The sequence below is a fragment of the Chitinophaga arvensicola genome (assembly GCF_900110835.1).
In the GTDB taxonomy this organism is placed as follows: Bacteria; Bacteroidota; Bacteroidia; order Chitinophagales; family Chitinophagaceae; genus Chitinophaga; species Chitinophaga arvensicola.
Window position 1 is genome coordinate 774,634 of the sequence record NZ_FOJG01000001.1, and the last position, 16,684, is coordinate 791,317.

At 46.1% G+C, this 16,684-nt stretch carries 15 protein-coding genes; 7 read left to right on the forward strand and 8 right to left on the reverse strand.

From position 1 onward, the window contains the following. Window positions 1-191 precede the first annotated feature (191 nt). On the forward strand, window positions 192-1,280 hold the full coding sequence (locus BMW79_RS03325) for a hypothetical protein (protein ID WP_143059057.1): 1,089 nt from the start codon (window positions 192-194) through the stop codon (window positions 1,278-1,280). Between the two features lie 144 nt (window positions 1,281-1,424). Here the strand turns inward: BMW79_RS03325 and BMW79_RS03330 are convergent, their stop codons facing one another. The 4 genes from BMW79_RS03330 to BMW79_RS03345 all read right to left on the reverse strand — a co-directional run bounded on the left by BMW79_RS03330 (window position 1,425) and on the right by BMW79_RS03345 (window position 5,991). Beyond that, window positions 1,425-2,966, reverse strand: a complete 1,542-nt coding sequence (locus tag BMW79_RS03330; protein WP_089890529.1) for a glycoside hydrolase family 10 protein — start codon at window positions 2,964-2,966, stop codon at window positions 1,425-1,427. An 89-nt stretch (window positions 2,967-3,055) separates the two neighbouring features. Continuing rightward, window positions 3,056-4,921: a mechanosensitive ion channel family protein gene (locus BMW79_RS03335; protein ID WP_089890533.1), complete on the reverse strand. Its 1,866-nt coding sequence runs from the start codon at window positions 4,919-4,921 to the stop codon at window positions 3,056-3,058. Window positions 4,922-4,974: 53 nt separating this feature from the next. Further along, a complete protein-coding gene (locus BMW79_RS03340; RefSeq protein ID WP_089890536.1) occupies window positions 4,975-5,427 on the reverse strand; it encodes a methylglyoxal synthase in 453 nt (150 codons plus the stop codon). 48 nt (window positions 5,428-5,475) lie between these two features. Then, the gene (locus BMW79_RS03345) at window positions 5,476-5,991 is read right to left on the reverse strand and encodes a ferritin (protein ID WP_089890540.1); all 516 of its coding nucleotides are present in this window, start codon (window positions 5,989-5,991) and stop codon (window positions 5,476-5,478) included. Window positions 5,992-6,145: 154 nt separating this feature from the next. Here BMW79_RS03345 and BMW79_RS03350 point away from each other — a divergent pair, with 154 nt between their 5' ends. The 4 genes from BMW79_RS03350 (at window position 6,146) to BMW79_RS03365 (ending at window position 9,751) form a co-directional block, all read left to right on the forward strand. Then, a complete protein-coding gene (locus BMW79_RS03350) occupies window positions 6,146-6,742 on the forward strand; it encodes a NifU family protein (protein ID WP_089890542.1) in 597 nt (198 codons plus the stop codon). 104 nt (window positions 6,743-6,846) lie between these two features. Next, on the forward strand, window positions 6,847-8,541 hold the full coding sequence (locus tag BMW79_RS03355; protein WP_089890545.1) for a PNGase F N-terminal domain-containing protein: 1,695 nt from the start codon (window positions 6,847-6,849) through the stop codon (window positions 8,539-8,541). 71 nt (window positions 8,542-8,612) lie between these two features. Then, the gene (gene pnuC, locus BMW79_RS03360; RefSeq protein WP_089890548.1) at window positions 8,613-9,236 is read left to right on the forward strand and encodes a nicotinamide riboside transporter PnuC; all 624 of its coding nucleotides are present in this window, start codon (window positions 8,613-8,615) and stop codon (window positions 9,234-9,236) included. Then, complete coding sequence (locus BMW79_RS03365) at window positions 9,233-9,751, forward strand: AAA family ATPase (protein ID WP_089890552.1); 519 nt, start codon at window positions 9,233-9,235, stop codon at window positions 9,749-9,751. Before pnuC ends, BMW79_RS03365 begins: the two co-directional genes overlap by 4 nt. Before the next feature lie 24 nt (window positions 9,752-9,775). Here BMW79_RS03365 and mtgA read toward each other — a convergent pair whose 3' ends face one another. Next, window positions 9,776-10,492, reverse strand: coding sequence for a monofunctional biosynthetic peptidoglycan transglycosylase (mtgA, locus tag BMW79_RS03370; protein WP_089890555.1), 717 nt, complete (start codon window positions 10,490-10,492; stop codon window positions 9,776-9,778). Between the two features lie 75 nt (window positions 10,493-10,567). On the opposite strand from mtgA, the gene BMW79_RS03375 reads away from it, so the two are divergent. Both BMW79_RS03375 and BMW79_RS03380 read left to right on the forward strand, forming a co-directional pair. Further along, window positions 10,568-11,185: an L-threonylcarbamoyladenylate synthase gene (locus BMW79_RS03375; RefSeq protein ID WP_089890557.1), complete on the forward strand. Its 618-nt coding sequence runs from the start codon at window positions 10,568-10,570 to the stop codon at window positions 11,183-11,185. Between the two features lie 4 nt (window positions 11,186-11,189). Further along, the gene (locus BMW79_RS03380; RefSeq protein WP_143059058.1) at window positions 11,190-11,570 is read left to right on the forward strand and encodes a hypothetical protein; all 381 of its coding nucleotides are present in this window, start codon (window positions 11,190-11,192) and stop codon (window positions 11,568-11,570) included. 309 nt (window positions 11,571-11,879) lie between these two features. On the opposite strand, the gene BMW79_RS03385 is transcribed toward BMW79_RS03380, so the two are convergent. The 3 genes from BMW79_RS03385 to polA form a co-directional block, all read right to left on the reverse strand. Next, window positions 11,880-13,025 carry a C1 family peptidase gene (locus tag BMW79_RS03385; RefSeq protein ID WP_089890563.1) on the reverse strand — a complete coding sequence of 382 codons (1,146 nt, stop codon included), beginning with the start codon at window positions 13,023-13,025 and terminating at the stop codon, window positions 11,880-11,882. Window positions 13,026-13,153: 128 nt separating this feature from the next. Next, a complete protein-coding gene (locus tag BMW79_RS03390) occupies window positions 13,154-13,678 on the reverse strand; it encodes a GNAT family N-acetyltransferase (protein WP_089890567.1) in 525 nt (174 codons plus the stop codon). A gap of 112 nt (window positions 13,679-13,790) precedes the next feature. After that, the gene (polA, locus tag BMW79_RS03395; RefSeq protein ID WP_089890570.1) at window positions 13,791-16,604 is read right to left on the reverse strand and encodes a DNA polymerase I; all 2,814 of its coding nucleotides are present in this window, start codon (window positions 16,602-16,604) and stop codon (window positions 13,791-13,793) included. Between the last annotated feature and the right edge of the window lie 80 nt (window positions 16,605-16,684).

The following is a 16,684-nucleotide window of genomic DNA, read 5'->3' on the forward strand; positions in this document are numbered from 1 at the left end:
GCGGTTAATTGTTAGAATAATTGAAAAAATGGGTGCTTCCTCAGGATAATTTGGCCCCGATTACAGACATTGCCTGATGCACTTAGCGAATACATATGTTGTAACATTCTTTTGGCGCTGTTCTTTTTTCAGCGGCTTCATCTTATATTTGAATACTACCTGCCCTAACTCTAACGCCTATACCTGATTCTATGCCATTCAAGTCCTTTTTTGTCGCTTTTTCGGCAGTAATATTGGGTTTTGCCATGCCTGTGTTTGCACAGTATTCCGGTGAAGATGCTAATCCAGCCCCACCTGCGCAAAAGAAGATCAGTCTTGCCAAAGCAGCGCCCGCCAGTGCAGACAGCCTCTCTCCTGCCGTTTCCCGCATTACCATCGTGAACGCCGTATGGGACACTGCCCGTATCGGGTTCCTGCAGACCGGCCTCTTTAATAATAAAGTAGAAGCCGTGCCGGATAAGGAAATGAACCGCTATCTGCAGGATTATGTGGATAGCACCTTCCGGAACCTGTTTTCCGTAGGGAAACCACTGCTGGTATGGGTTGTAGAAGATCTGCGTATCGGAGAACGCACCCAGATGATGAGTGAGAAATCTTATGTAAGGGTAAAGGTAACCGCCTTTGTTTCTAAAGATGGAAATGTATATAAACTCCTGAAATCCATGGATGTAGTGCGGCTGAGAAATGGATTTGATGTTACACATCAACACCGGAATAATATCTCAAATGCGTTCAAAGAATTTTATGCGCAGTCCGTCAGCGACATCGACGCTGCCATTGCTGCACAAACGCCGGAGCTTACGCTGGACGCCATCCGCGCCCAATACGCGCAAAAAAGGGAATACCCAATCCTAAAAGCGGCTCGTCTCAATGACGGCGTGTATCTTAACTTCTCCAGCTTCCTGGAAAATAAACCGGAGATAATTTCCTTCGAAATCAAAGGAAGAGCGGGGAAATCTAAAATTTATAACACCACAGATGGCCAGAAGACGCTGGTAACAGCGCCATGGGGCATTGTAAAAGATGGCCAGCCATTTAAATATAAGAAAGCCGCATTGATTGCCCTGTCACGTAGCGGCTATGGCTATGTGATTACCTCTTACCTGTCGGCCTACGAAAGAAGACAGTCGGCCATCATCGGTGGCGCACTAATAGGAGGCATTGCAGGCGGGTTACTGGGTTCTACCGCCGCCCTGCAACACACCGATGCCTTCCCGGAACTGACACTGCCGGCAGAAGCCACGGCGATAGATATGGAAACCGGGGAGTTGATTTTCTAAAGATTACCTGTAATAATGCCGCCTGGGCAGACTTTGTTTTGCCAAGAGAATGGTCGATGGAAATGGAGTTAAAAACACTGAAACAACGTAAATAATATTATACGCCGGTATACCATTGGGAGATGGTATACCGGCGCTTATTCACTAAGGCTCAAACAAAAACAGGGTCCGCCCGTTTTGCTGTTGCATCCGCAACGGCTCGCTGATATGACTTTCATTCTGCATACGGTCTAATGCTGTTACCACATAAGTATATAATCTCCCCTTCACATAATTCACATCCTTGAATTCAGGATCGGAGGATTGCGGAAGGATACTGATTATTTTCGTAGGGTCGCTCACGTTAATTGCTTCATTTTGCTCAAACCGGTAAAGCACATATTGTTTGGTATGACCACTGGTATCATCATCCGCCCAGTGTATTTCCAGTCCTCCCGGACGTTCAAAAGCATCAATAAAATAAGGCGCTTCCGGTGTTTCCTTGGGTAACCACGACATAATCGGGCGTAATGCAGGATATTTATAAAGACGGGTACGTAACGCATCTTCAATGCCCAGTGGGTTGCCACGGAAAGAGGCGGCACTGTAAAAAATGCTACCCTGGATGGTATTCAGTGTGCGTGCTTCTTCTATCTGCGCCGGAAGTTCATTCGGATTTTTCCAGGCGGCATTACTGCCCAAACGATAAACACCATGGCCAATATACACCTGGCGACCATAGCCATGCTGGCTCCACCAGTTGAGTAATATTTCATAGTCGGCAAGCCGGTGCCCACGCTCCCAGTAAATCTGAGGCGCTACATAGTCTATCCAGCCGTTTTTCAACCATTTCAGGATATCGGCAAAGAGATCGTCGTAGTTGGTCTGACCGCCTTTTGTATAAGAGCCATCAGGATCTTTATCTTTATTACGCCACACGCCAAACGGGCTGATACCGAATTTTACCCAGGGCTTTTCTGCTTTGATGGCTACACTCAGCATTTTGATAATCGCATCTGTATTGGCCCGGCGCCAATCGTCCCGCATCATGTTGTTACCATACAGGCGGTAAGAACTGTTGTCAGGAAACTCTTTTCCAGGTACGCGATAAGGATAGAAATAATCGTCAAAATGTACAGCGTCTATGTCGTAGCGCTTCACCACATCGCGGATTACCATGGTCACGAATTCGCGCGCTTCGGGAATGCCCGGATCAAAATATTTTTTATTCTCGTAGGTAACAAACCATTGTGGTTTCAGACGGGTAATATGATTGGCCGCCACACTACTGCGACTTACACTGAATACGGCACGATAAGGATTGAACCAGGCATGAAACTCCATTCCGCGTTTATGCGTTTCTTCTATCATGAACTGCAGGGGATCATAATAAGGATTGGGGGCTTGTCCCTGCACACCGGTGAGATATTCAGACCAGGGCTCATAGGGTGAAGGATAGAAAGCATCCGTTGCCGGACGCACCTGTACCACTACGGCATTCATCCCATTGCGTTGCTGCTGGTCGAGTATGGCAATGAATTCCTGTTTTTGTTGTTCTGTGCTTAATCCCCGTCGCGAAGGCCAGTCAATATTTTCTACTGTAGCGATCCACACCGCTCTCAGTTCGCGTTTGGGAGGCAACTGCGCCCATGCCTGCTGCATGCCTATGATCCATAATAATGCGCCTGCTATAAATTGCTTCAACATCAGCCTGACTTTTTAACCGTAAGATGCGAAAATAGCAAAAAGCAAGGCTGATCCGATATAAATATGTGATTCTTATGAAGATAGGGTCGCTAATCTTTTTCCACCTTTAGTTTTGTGGCAGGAGGCTGGTAATCTGGCGGTAAGTATTCCGGGGGAACAGTCGTCATATTACCATCACGATGGGCAATGAAATGGGGCGACATAATTTCAATCCCTGCTTTGTTGAACTCATCAATAATATGCCGGTGCAGGTCGGAATAGATGACCGCCATTTTATGCGAATGATCAGTATATACATTGATTTCATAGGCGATGGCAAAGTCGTCCAGGCTGGTTTGCAACACAAACGGAGCTTTGTCGCGCATCACACCATCTGTTGCATTGGCGGCATTGATCAGCAGTTCATGCACCTGCTTCCAGGGAATTTCATAACCAATGGTAACGGTCGTATGCAAGATGAGGCCAAGGTCTTTGCTGGACGTGGTGAAGTTAATGGTGTGACCATTTAATATGCTGGCATTGGGAACCGTAATTTCTTCATTCTTGATGGTGCGTAGCCTGGTTACCAGCAGGTTCTTTTCAATCACATCTCCCGTAATCTCCCCTATTTTAACCCGGTCGCCGATCTTAAAGGGACGCATATACGTAATTACAAAACCCGCGATCACATTGGAGATGGCGGAGGAAGAGCCCAATGAAAACAGGATACCCAGAAACACAGATACGCCCTGGAATATTTTGGAATCCGATCCGGGCAGGTAAGGAAATATCACTACAAACATAAACGCATACAACAGGAACTTGATACCGCTGCCGGTAGGCCTTGCCCAGTCCGGGTAAAAGCCTTTCAGCGTCAGGTTGCCGGAGGCAATTTCCTCTGCCAGATAATTCACCAGTTTCACCAGGTATCTCGTAATAACATAGATCACGATGATGGTAAGCAACTTAGGGAGATAATGCAGAAATCCCAGGAGAATAGATTTAACTGGCGAAAGTGTCCAGTTGATAAGTTTGTCCGCGATGCCTTTTGTCCAGGGAAAGATGCTGAACACAAAGGGCAATGTGATGTAAAAGACCAGCAGAATCAGAATGATCCTGGCTACCCGTAAAACGCTAAACACAATACCGATCTGCTTTTGCTGGTTGAGGAGTGCGTATTCTTTTACTTTCACGCCTTTAAAGTATCTGTCTTTTTCTCTTACAATTTTCCGGCGCAGCCGCTTGAACAGGCGGTTGATGCCATATACGATGACAGAGAAAATAACGATGATCAGCAGCAGCCAGGCAATCCGGATCAGGATACTTTGCAGGCTGCTGTCTTTCTTTTCCTGTAGTACTGCTTTGCGTACTGCGGCGGCATATTGTTGGGCTACCTGTATTTTATCCTGATCCAGCCATAACGCATCATCATCTGTTACGGTTAATAGCACCAGATCATTATAGATGACATCTATATTATTTTCGTTTGCAATAGCTTTTACGGAGTCGGGAGAAAAGAAGGGATCATCGGCCAGTTGTCCCAGTTTGCGGTCGATGTTCTGCGCCCGGTCACTGGGTTTTAATGGCCCCAGTTTATTATAGATGTAAAAGAGGGTATCCCGGTGGAAGGGAACCACAGGAATGCCGCTGTTGGTAGCTTTCAGCTGGATAATGCGTTGCCGGGCCTGCGTTTTTTTCAGCGAATCAGCCTGTTCCAGCGCATCCAGCTTTTGCTGTAATTCTTTTTTGCGGGTGTCGTTATCCTTGCTGATCAGCAATTGCTCCTGTAATAACCGCTTTTGTTCATCGCCTGCTTTTTGCAGCGAGTCGCTTTCCCGGAGCAATCGGGTGGTGAGTATCAGTTGCGTATCTGCGATAGAATCGCGGCTGGCTTTACTGCTGTCGCTTTGTGCATTACATGGTAAAGCCAGGCTAACCAGTATACCGGTGAAGTAAAGGGTAAAAACAACTCTCATTCCCGAAGCTTTTCTTTAAAGTACGGAAATTTCGGGTAGCATTAAGAGAGAGGCTATATCTTCCTTTTGGTATATTGACTGTAGTCGGGAAGAATGGCTTCGTACTCCTGGTGCATCAGGGGCGATGTAAGGAGGAAGTCGGCCGACGAACGGTTGCTGGCAATGGGGATATTCCATACCACACCCAAGCGGAGTAGTGCTTTGATATCCGGATCATGTGGCAAAGCTTCCATAGGGTCCCAGAAGAAAATGATGACATCCAGTTCTCCGGTGGCCACCAGGGCGCCAATTTGCTGATCGCCGCCCAGGGGGCCACTCAGGAGTTTACGGACAGATACATCGAGCGCCTGTTCTATCAGCTGGCCGGTAGTGCCGGTAGCATACAGTTCATGACGGCTCAGTACCGTTTTATTGTAAATAGCCCATTCAATTAACTCCGCTTTTTTGTGATCGTGAGCAATCAGGGCTATCCTCTTGCGCGCTTTTAAAATCTTTGTTGTCTGCATATCTCCTACAAAAGTAATAAGTGACGCGCAATAAATAAATCTAATGTTTTAGTGTTTGTCATTTGAATCAAGGGTAGCAAGGTCGCGGTCAAAAATGTAAAGACCACCTTTGTCTTCTCCTATCAGTTTCAATTTATCGAGGATATGACGGGCCAGTCTTTCTTCTTCAATCTGCTCAGTTACATACCATTGCAGGAAATTATGTGTGGCGTAGTCTTTTTCACTCAGGCACATATCTACCAGGTTATTGATTTCTTTGGAAACCAGCAGTTCATGGCTGAACACATGTTCAAAAATCTGATGTATGTTTTTGAACTCCACCGTAGGTTGTTTCAATGCCGGTACGAGTCCGTGACCACCTCTTTCGTTAATGAATTTGAGCAACTTCAGCATATGTGCCCTTTCTTCGTCGGAGTGCCGGTAGAGGAACTGGGCAACGCCATTATACCCCTGTACTTCAGACCAGGAGGCCATAGCCAGGTAGTACTGGGAGGAGGCTGCTTCCATTTCCACTTGTTGATTCAGTGCGTCGAGAATTTTTGGAGAAAGTTCTTTCAATAACATAAGTAATAATTTGTATATTATGAGAAGATGGTGGTGTATCCGGGGATATTGCCGGGAACTATACCGGGATTGTTAATTTCGATAGAATACATTCAGATGCATCCCCGAAATCTGCCTGAAAAATGTTACCTTTGCAGAAGTAAATTAGGATAAAATGATTAAAACAGGAAATCCGATCATCAGCATATATACGGAAATGACGCCGAACCCGGAAACCATGAAGTTTGTGGCAAACAAACTCCTGTATCCAGGTAAAAGTATCGATTTCCCGGATGAAGCCAGCGCAAAACCGTCTCCATTAGCCATCGAGCTGTTTAGCTTCCCTTTCATCAGGGGCGTATTTATTATGGCTAACTTTATTACGCTTACCAAAACCAGCGAAACTGACTGGAACGATATAATTCCAACTGTAAAAGCCTTCCTGAAAGAATACCTGGAAGACTCCCGCCCTGTTATCAATGAAGATGAGGTAGTAATTACCAAATCTACTGCGAGCAACGAAGTGAGTGCAGATGATACAGACGTGGTAAAACGCATTAAGGAATTACTTGAAAACTACGTGAAACCCGCAGTTGAAATGGATGGCGGCGCCATTCAGTTCAAAGACTACGACAATGGTACGGTTACACTGATGTTACAAGGTTCCTGCTCAGGCTGCCCCTCCTCCATGATCACGCTCAAAGCCGGTATCGAAGGCATGATGAAGCGTATGATCCCAGAAGTGAAGGAAGTTGTGGCAGAAGCAGAATAAGCCATAGTTGAGTGAATGATAGTGTTAAACGAAAGCACAGTCTTTATGGCTGTGCTTTTTTATGTGCGCCCTTACCGCACCCATACTTAAAGCGAACAGTTAACATGAGATTACTATTAATGATGACCGGCCTGGCCCTCGCCCTGCAACCGGTACAGGCGCAAAAAAAGAAAAGCATTGACAGTGCTTCTGCCGTCATTACCTACGGCTTCAGCAGCAATGGAAAAGCTATTCCCGGCAATGAGCTGCAACTGCTCATCAATCATCAGCGCGCTCATATCGTGAGCGGAAACGGCAGGCAAAAAGAACAGCAATACCTGCAACTGGACGAAAAGGCCACCCTGCAGGTACTGGGCCTCCCCAACGGAGAAGTATATACGCTGAAAAAAGCATTCGCCGAATATACCACCCCGGAGCTGCTGCCGGATACCGCTACCATACTGGGTTATCCCTGTAAAAAAGCCAAACTGTTTATCCGCTCCAACACCATCGAAGTATGGTATACGAACGATCTCCCGCTGAAAGGCACCCCCAGCCTCACTATTGCACCCGGACTGGGACTGATACTCAAAATTGTGCGCAACGGAAACAGCGAAACCCTCGCAAAAAAAATCACCTGGCGTAAAATCACTGATGCAGAGCTGGCCTGGCCATCCAACACGGGCACCATCGTCAACGATGCTGCCTATATGCGGCAGGTAATAGACAGCCGCTATACCACGCTTCCCATCTTTAACCAGGAACAGATCAGCTGGGGAAACAACACACCCAACCCTAGCGGAGATCAGCTGAATCAAACGTATCATTTCGCCGGTGGTACGGTGATCCTGAAAAAGGTAAGTCTGCCTGCAGTAAAGAAAGGAGAAACGCTTTTCGCAGAACTGACCCAACACTCCAATGGCGACGCATACGACAGAACGGGTTCTGTGTTTATGATCCCGGCCGACAAAGCCACCTCTTTCCTCGATGGACTGCAAAAAGGCGTAGGCACGTTACCGTTATTCACCGCCAGAAACGGGAAAAAATACCAGGGCATGGTAGCTACGGACAACTATCTGCCCACGCTGGAAATATTACGCTTCTTTACACCTTTCGGCGTCCGGCAGTTTAATGACCAGGTGAAGATTGCCGGCTACCACTGGGCCGATTCTGTGATCTATAAACAGGATATCACCGAACTGCATGGCCGTCTCCAGGGCGATGTGTGGCTGGGTGTGTACATTGGCAATTACGATAAAGGTGGTCATAAAGTAAGCCTGAGCCTTAAATATTATCCAGGCGATCCGGAAGATGACAACCGCCCGGCTCCCAACTGGATCACCCCGATCTTTAATACCACGAATGTGATGGAAATGGCCGGACAGGAATACGCTACCCTCTTCGATAAGGATTCCCTGACGGTTACCGTAAACATTCCGGAAGGACTCAAAAATATTCAGTTAAGGTTCCTTACTACCGGCCATGGTGGCTGGGGTGGCGGCGACGAGTTTAACCCGAAACAGAATGAAATTTTTGTAGATGGAAAACGAGTATACCATTTCATCCCATGGCGCACAGATTGCGCCACCTACCGCTTATCGAACCCGGCTTCCGGGAATTTCGGGAATGGCTTGTCCTCATCAGATCTGAGCAGGTCGAACTGGTGCCCCGGTACACTCACTTCGCCGGTGTACATCTCCCTGCCGGATATTACGCCCGGACAGCACACCATCCAGGTAGCCATCCCCCAGGGCAAGCCGGAAGGCACCAGCCAGAGCTTCTGGAATGTATCCGGTACTTTGATCGGAGAGAAGAAATAATTTATCCCGGGAGGTGGTAGCAGCCACCTCCCAGCTGCCATAATCCGGAATTATTTATCCACATTCGCACTATGAACGATTTATACCAGGGCATATTAGAAGGTCTTCACCAGATGACCTGGCTGGAAACGATAGCCGTTTTCTTTGCTGTGCTGTCGGTCATCTTTCAAAAAAATAATAACATACTGGTATATCCAACTGGTATTATCAGCACCGGCATATACACCTATCTCCTTTCCATGGAGCATTTTAAACTGTATGCAGATGCAGCCCTTAATGCGTATTATCTCGTGATGAGCGTATATGGATGGATCTATTGGGCGAAGAAAGGCCCGGAACAGCCGTCAACACCCATCATGCGCAGCACCAGCCGGGAATTGAATACGGCTGTTGTGATAGCATTGGCCGGCTGGGGACTCTTCTATTTCCTGCTAAGTCGTTTTTCAGATTCGAATGTGCCTGTGATGGATGCTTTTGTGTCTGCTACCGCCTGTGCAGGTATGTGGTTACTGGCGAAGCGGAAACTGGAAAACTGGATACTCCTGAATATCTCCAATCTGGTGGCCATTCCGCTGCTGTTATACAAACATCTGTATCTGACTGCCGGATTAACCGTCTTTTTGTTTACCATTGCTATATTCGGATATCTTAGCTGGAGAAAAGAAGTGCAGCAAAGAGAAATGTCTCACAAATGAAGAAAGTAGTTGTTATAGGGCCTGAATCTACAGGCAAAAGTACCCTTAGTGAAAAGCTGGCCTCACATTTTAATACCGTGTGGACGCCGGAATATGCCCGTGAGTACCTGGATCAGCTGCATCGCCCGTACGAACAATCCGATCTGCTGGAAATAGCTGCAGGTCAGATTGCCTTGGAACAGCATCAGGCACAGAAAGCCAATCAGGTATTGATATGCGATACAGATCTCTATGTAATAAAAGTATGGAGCGAGCATAAATATGGGAACTGCGATCCCCGTATTTTAGCACAGATCGCCAAACAGCAGTGTGATCTGTACCTGCTCACCTATATTGATCTGCCCTGGGAAGAAGACCCACAGCGGGAATACCCAGATCTGCAGATGCGTCAGTATTTCTATGATATTTACCGGGATATTGTGATAAAGTCCGGTGTGGAATGGAAAGACATCAGGGGCAGTTACGAAGAACGGGAAGCGCTCGCAATAACTGCAGTGGAATCGTTATTGAAATAAGTGTTTTGTAAATAAAAAATCCGCCTATTTACGGCCGGTAACCAGTTCTGTAATATCCGGATCCGGCGCGAGATTCCGCATCTGCACCAGGATTTTACGCTGCCGGTAAGCAGTGATACGCGCGGGCGGATTAATGGTATATTTAATCGGGTTGGGCAAACAGGCAGCTATCATGGCGGCTTCTTCCCGGTTAAGACTGGCGGCATTTTTCTGGTAATTTACCTGCGATGCGGCCTCCACGCCAAAAACGCCCTCTCCCATTTCCGCTACATTCAGGTATACTTCCAGAATGCGTTGCTTCCCCCAGATTTTTTCAATCATAAAAGTAAAATACACTTCCAGCCCTTTACGGAACCAGCTGCGGCCCTGCCAGAGAAAAACATTCTTGGCCACCTGCTGACTGATAGTACTCGCCCCTTTGATTTTTTTGCTTTGCTGGTTGTGCTTCATCGCCTTTTCGATCGACTTAAAGTCAAAACCATTATGATCCGTGAAAAGCTGATCTTCGCTGGCAATCACGGCCAGCTTGGCGTGTTGGGAGATTTCATCATAGCTCACCCATGTTTTCTGTAATTTTTTATCGGTTCCCCACAAGCTGATCCAGCTACCGATTTCCGTGATGGTAATAGGCGGATTCACCCATTTTAACAGGACGATATATAAAAATTGTGCAACAGTTAAAACCAGCAATACTCTCTTCAATCTCCTCCACGTTCTGGGTACAATACCTTTTAAATTCATCGCGTAGGTTTAGAAAAATCGGGCCGAAAGGTAGGCTAAAAACCTGAAAGTGAAACACAATCGTTAACTTTATATATGCTATTAAACGTACACCCAGATAACCCGAATCCCCGTCATTTAAAAACGATCATTGAATGTTTGAAAGATGGGGGGATCATCATTTATCCTACAGATACGGTTTATGGTTTAGGCTGTGATATTACCCAACACAAAGCCATAGAGCGGATCGCCAGGATTAAACAGATAGATCCGAAAAAAGCGAATTTCTCGTTTATATGTTACGACCTGAGTCATTTATCTGACTACGCTAAAAGTGTGGATACACCCGTATTCAGAATGTTGAAAAAAGCGTTGCCCGGCCCATACACGTTTATTTTACCGGCCAGCAAAATGGTGCCCAAATTACTAAAGACAAAGAAAGATACCGTAGGTATCAGGGTGCCTGATAACAATATCTGCCGCACGATTGTAAAGGAACTGGGTAATCCTATTATGAGTACTACCCTGCCCATAGATGATTACGTGGAAGAATACACAGACCCGGAAATTATTTATGAGAAGTTCGGTAAGCAGGTAGACATTGTAGTAGATGGCGGCCCGGGCGGAATGGCCTTTTCCACCGTGGTAGATTGTACGGGTGCAGAGCCGGTACTGGTCCGCGAAGGAATTGGAAGTTTTGAAGAAATATCCTGATGATATGAAAAAGAGATGGTGGATAAGTGTGATAACATTACTCCCCGGTTTTTGGGCCGGGGCGCAAACGGTTAGTCCGGCAATAAAGCCGTTAATGCTGGCATCGGCAAGTACAGTGCCGTTGCCATACAGATCGCCTGCACCAGGTCAAACAACTGGTTTTGTATTAAAGCCAGTAAAGCTGTTTTCAGTTGCAGATCAGAAATTTCCTTCCCGGGAACCTGCCATTACCCCTGTTTACAGGATGGCGCCAGACGCTTATTATCAACAGCACTTCGGATTTTTCTGTAAACAGGAATGGTCCTGGCAAAAACAAACCGGTATACCGGTAAAACTCCGTTTAGGCAGCTATTCTTACGCGCAACAACAGGAAGGAAAGCGCTGATTTCTCTTTCTACCTTGATTTTGGGAGATTATTATTGACTGCGGCAACTATTATTAGTTGATTTGTGTCAAGTATATTTTTTTAAAAATGAATGTATGCAGGGATAGGTAAAATGGTGCTTGCTGCCAGTATATTTCTGGTGATCAAGTCCTGCTTATCTCTGTATCAGGTCCACCTTTTCCCTGTGGTTCTCTCATGATCAGGCCAGCGTATATCAGGCGCCATTCTTTTTCTCCGTCCTTAAGATATCTCCATAAAAAAAGAGGATTCACCCGCAGGTAAATCCTCTTTTCTATTATCATCAATAAATTACTTGATACCCAGTTTCTTTGCGATGTCTGCTGGTAAAGCTTTTTTGTTTACCATGTAGCAGGTGGTTTTGTAGGCAAAGTATGGCTCAGAAGCATAAAAATATCCCTGGCCCGGGTTATCGGTACCCCAGGAATTTTTCACGCGGAAGTATTTGTTTCCGTTCTGATCTTTCACCAGACCTACGATGTGCATACCATGATCGTCCTGTGTTTCGAAATTATCGAAAGCCAGCTGACGTACTTCTGGTGTGATGGTTTTTTCTTTACCTGGTTCCAGGAAAGCATTCTTTCTTTCTTCAGCAGACATATCCGCCCAGTCTTTTTCCGGAACGATAGCCAGACCGTCTTTGAAGTTGAAACCTTTTTCGCTTACATCGGCAGCCCATGCAATAGAATAACCATTGAGGATGGCGTTTTCAGCGATATTGGTAAAGTCATTCAGGTTTACGTTATATACTTTTTCCCAATTCCAGTTGTCCGGAACTTCCAGTACAAACTGGGAGTTGTAAGGATGATGGGTAAAAGAAGAGATCAGTACATAATCGTCGGCATTGAGGCCCAGTTCTTTTGCGAAGGACTGTGGCGTGTAGGTTTTACCGTTATACTGGAATTTCTCAGGAGCATCGCCCATGTAGGCATTCAGTACACCATCAAAAGCTTTGGACCAATCAGGGTTGATGGTACCTTGCGCATTACCTATTTTATTAACCAGGCCTTCCAGGAGACTTTCCATTTCAGCGTGGTTGTACATTTTACCTTTGTTGCCATCATAGGCGCTTTGTGGCACGAGGCCATACTCGCGGAGGCAGAGCAGATCATCCGGGAAACCACCGCCTTCACCGAAGTTGGCTTTTCCGTGCATGCGTACATAGTTCGCCGCTTTCAATGGATACATTTTGCGTACTACGTACATCTCACTGAGATTCAGGCCTTTATTTTTGCCGGTACGGAGTATTTCAGATTCAAAGAAAGACAGGCCGGAAAAAGACCAGCAGGTACCAGTGCGACCCTGGTTCTGTACATCACCCGCATCCAGGTTTTTTAAAACAGTAAACTGGTAGCGGCTTCCCTCCACATTGGTACTGTTTTGTGCAAATGCTCCTATGCTGCAAAGCATGGCTGCACACATCATCCATTTCTTCATGAGTATACTAATGATTGGTTTAAAACAAAGGACCAAAAATAAGGGAAAGCGGGAATTTGACGGATGAAAAGATGGATGAACGGGGCTTGCTACAGCTTCTTTCTAAGGATGGTTCACACGAATTACAGTTATTTCTCCTGGTAGTGGCTCCGGGTGATCTCCCATTCCCAGAGGTCTTCTCCTTCTTTATTTTTAAATGTACCTACAAATCGCATCCCTGCTTTTTGTAATATTTTAACGGAAGCATTGTATTCTTCTTCGGTGTGTGCAATGACACGTTTTACATAAGAATGTCCGAAAGCAAAACGGATCAGGGCTTCGGCCATTTCGGTGCCCAATCCTTTTTCCCGGTAGTCGGCCGTTATTTCATAGCCCATTTCTACCAGTCCATTTTCATCAGGTTTGCTTTTGAATCCGCCGGCGCCGATCAGGCGTTTATCCGCACGGTGAATTACCAGGTAAAAGAACCAGCCAAGCATGGCGGGATCATTGCGTAACTTATCATATGCTACCAGAACCATTTCGGGATATTCTGTCCAACCTTCCGGAATAGAAATGCCAAGCAGGTCGGCCAGATGATCGTTGCCCTGTAATAGCAATTCGAAATGCTCCAGTGAGCACGGCAACAATTGTAGTCGAGGTGTTTGGATCATATTTGAAAACTAGTAAACTGTTTTGGGAAATACAATAGCAGGATCATGCTTTTAACAATTAGTCTCCAGGAATTTTTCCCGGAGACTAATTGTTAAAAGTTGCTGATTGAATTTAGTGCGCTTCCAGCCAGTTGTTGCCAATACCCATTTCCGCTTCCACGGGAACAGCCAATGGCAAGGCATTGCGCATAAGATCTAATATAAGGGGTTTAATTATTTCCAGTTCAGAACGATGGGCATCAAAAACCAATTCATCGTGTACCTGCAACAGCATCCGGGATTTCAGGTTTTGCTCCTTGAACGCTTTGTGGATAGCGATCATTGCCAGCTTGATCATATCGGCTGCGGTACCCTGGATAGGCATGTTAATGGCGTTCCTTTCTGCGAAGCCACGTACTACCGCATTAGAAGAGTTGATATCTTTCAGCCAGCGTTTCCTGCCCAGCATAGTTTGCACATATCCATTTTCAGAAGCGAATTTCACCTGGTCTTCCATGTATTGTTTGATAGATGGATACTGGGCAAAATAATTATCGATCAGCATTTTGGCCTCACTGCGCGGAATGCCCAGGTTCTCGGATAAACCAAAGGCGCTTACACCGTAAATGATACCAAAGTTCACACTTTTCGCGTTGCGGCGCATTTGTGAGGTTACCTCTTCCAGGGCAACATTATACACCTTGGCGGCAGTAGCAGCATGGATATCTATTCCCTGCTGGAAAGCTGACATCATTTCTTTGTCCTCGCTGATTGCCGCAATAATGCGTAGTTCAATCTGCGAGTAATCGGCCGATAGCAGTACATATTCCTCATTGCGCGGAATAAAGGCTTTGCGTATTTCACGGCCACGGTCTGTACGGATTGGAATATTCTGAAGATTGGGGTTATTGGAGCTTAAACGTCCTGTTACCGCTACTGCCTGATTATAGGAGGTATGTACGCGGTTGGTACGTTTATTCAGCAATAACGGCAACGAATCTACGTAGGTAGATTTCAGTTTGCTCAGTTCCCGGAAAATGAGAATATCTTCTACGATTTTATGTTTGCTGGAAAGCTTCTGCAGCACATCTTCGCCGGTAGCATACTGACCGGTGCGGGTTTTCTTGGCCTTTGGATCCAGCTGCAGTTTTTCAAAAAGCACTTCTCCCAGTTGTTTGGGGGAAGCCAGTTTGAAGCGCACGCCTGCCTGTTCATACACGCTTTCTTCTGCCCGTTTGATTTCTATTTCCAGCTCTTTGGAGTAATCGGCCAGCGCCATGGTATCGAGGGCAATGCCTTCATACTCCATGTCGGTGAGCACCTTGATGAGTGGGTTTTCAATATCGTAAAATACTTTATCCACGGCCTTTTCAGGCAGCATGGGCATAAATTTTTCTTTCAGCTGCAAGGTGATGTCTGCATCTTCCGCAGCATATTCCTTGATCTTTTCAATCTCCACATCCCGCATATTGCCCTGGCCTTTTCCTTTTTTACCGATCAGCGATTCGATGGGAACCGGTTCGTATTGCAGGTATTGGGCGCTCAGCACATCCATGCTTCTGCGGCCTTCCGGCTCTATCAGGTAGTGGGCCAGCATGGTATCAAATAAGGCAGTGGTAATTTCCATGCCATACCATTTCAGGATCAGCATATCATACTTGATATTCTGGCCGATCAGCACGATGGAGGGATGTTGGAAAAGGGGCGTAAATTCATGAATGATGGCACGTGCTGCGGTGTTATCTGCCGGAAGGGGAATATAGTAAGCGACTCCTTTCTTAAAGGAGAAGCTCATGCCTACAATTTCCGCTTCATTGGCATCAGTACCGGTAGTTTCCGTATCAAAGGATACTTCGCTTTGCCCGAGCAATTGTTCAAGCAACTTTGCCCGTTTTTCGGCGGTATCAATGACCTCGTATTCGTGAGGGGTATTGTTGATATTTTTGTCTGCGAGCAGGATGTTACCTGTTTCCACTACCTCTGTGGTAACGGTTACTTCTTCTTCGATCACAGTGCCAAACAGGTCTGTTTGCACTACCCTGGCTTTGGCTTCCACACTGGCGCCACCGGCAAAGCCATCTCCCAGGATTCTTTTTCCCAGGGTTTTAAATTCCAGCTCCATGAAAATATCCGTGAGCTTTCCTTTATCACAGTCTTTGATACAGAAATCTTCTTCATGGAAAGATACCGGCACATCGGTAATAATGGTGGCCAGTTCTTTCGACAGAATAGCGTTATCACGGCCGGCTTTAATCTTCTCTCCCATTTTACCGCCAATGGTATCTGCATTTTCCAATACATTTTCCAGTGAGTGATATTGGGCCAGCAATTTCATGGCTGTTTTTTCACCGATACCGGCAATACCAGGGATATTATCCACCGCATCGCCCATCAGTCCGAGGATATCGATTACCTGGTGTACGTTCTGGATCTGCCATTTTTCACAAATTTCCTTTGGCCCCATGATTTCTTCCTTGTTGCCCATGTAAGGAGGTTTGTAGATAAATACATTATCTCTCACCAGCTGACCGTAATCTTTATCAGGAGTAACCATGTAGACAGTATAGCCGGCATCTGCGGCCTGCCATGCCAGTGTGCCGATCACATCATCCGCTTCGTAGCCATCCAGTTCTACTACCGGAATATTAAATCCTTCGATAATCCGCTTGATATCCGGTAAAGCATCGAGCAGGTCTTCCGGTGCATCCTGGCGGTTGGCTTTATAATCAGTATAAGTAGTATGACGCTCGGTGGGCGCATGCGTATCAAACGCAACGGCCATATGAGTAGGCTTTTCTTTATTGATGAGATCCAGTAAAGTAGTGGTGAAACCAAACTGCGCATTGGTATTTCGACCCGCACTGGTGATGCGGGGATTCCTGATCAGGGCGTAATAAGCCCTGTATATCAGTGCCATGGCGTCCAGTAAAAATAATTTCTTTTCCATTGCTAAACCTACAAGATTTAATTTGAATCTGCAAAATTAAGATAGTACTCCCATATACGGTGAGGGTGTAACTTTACAGA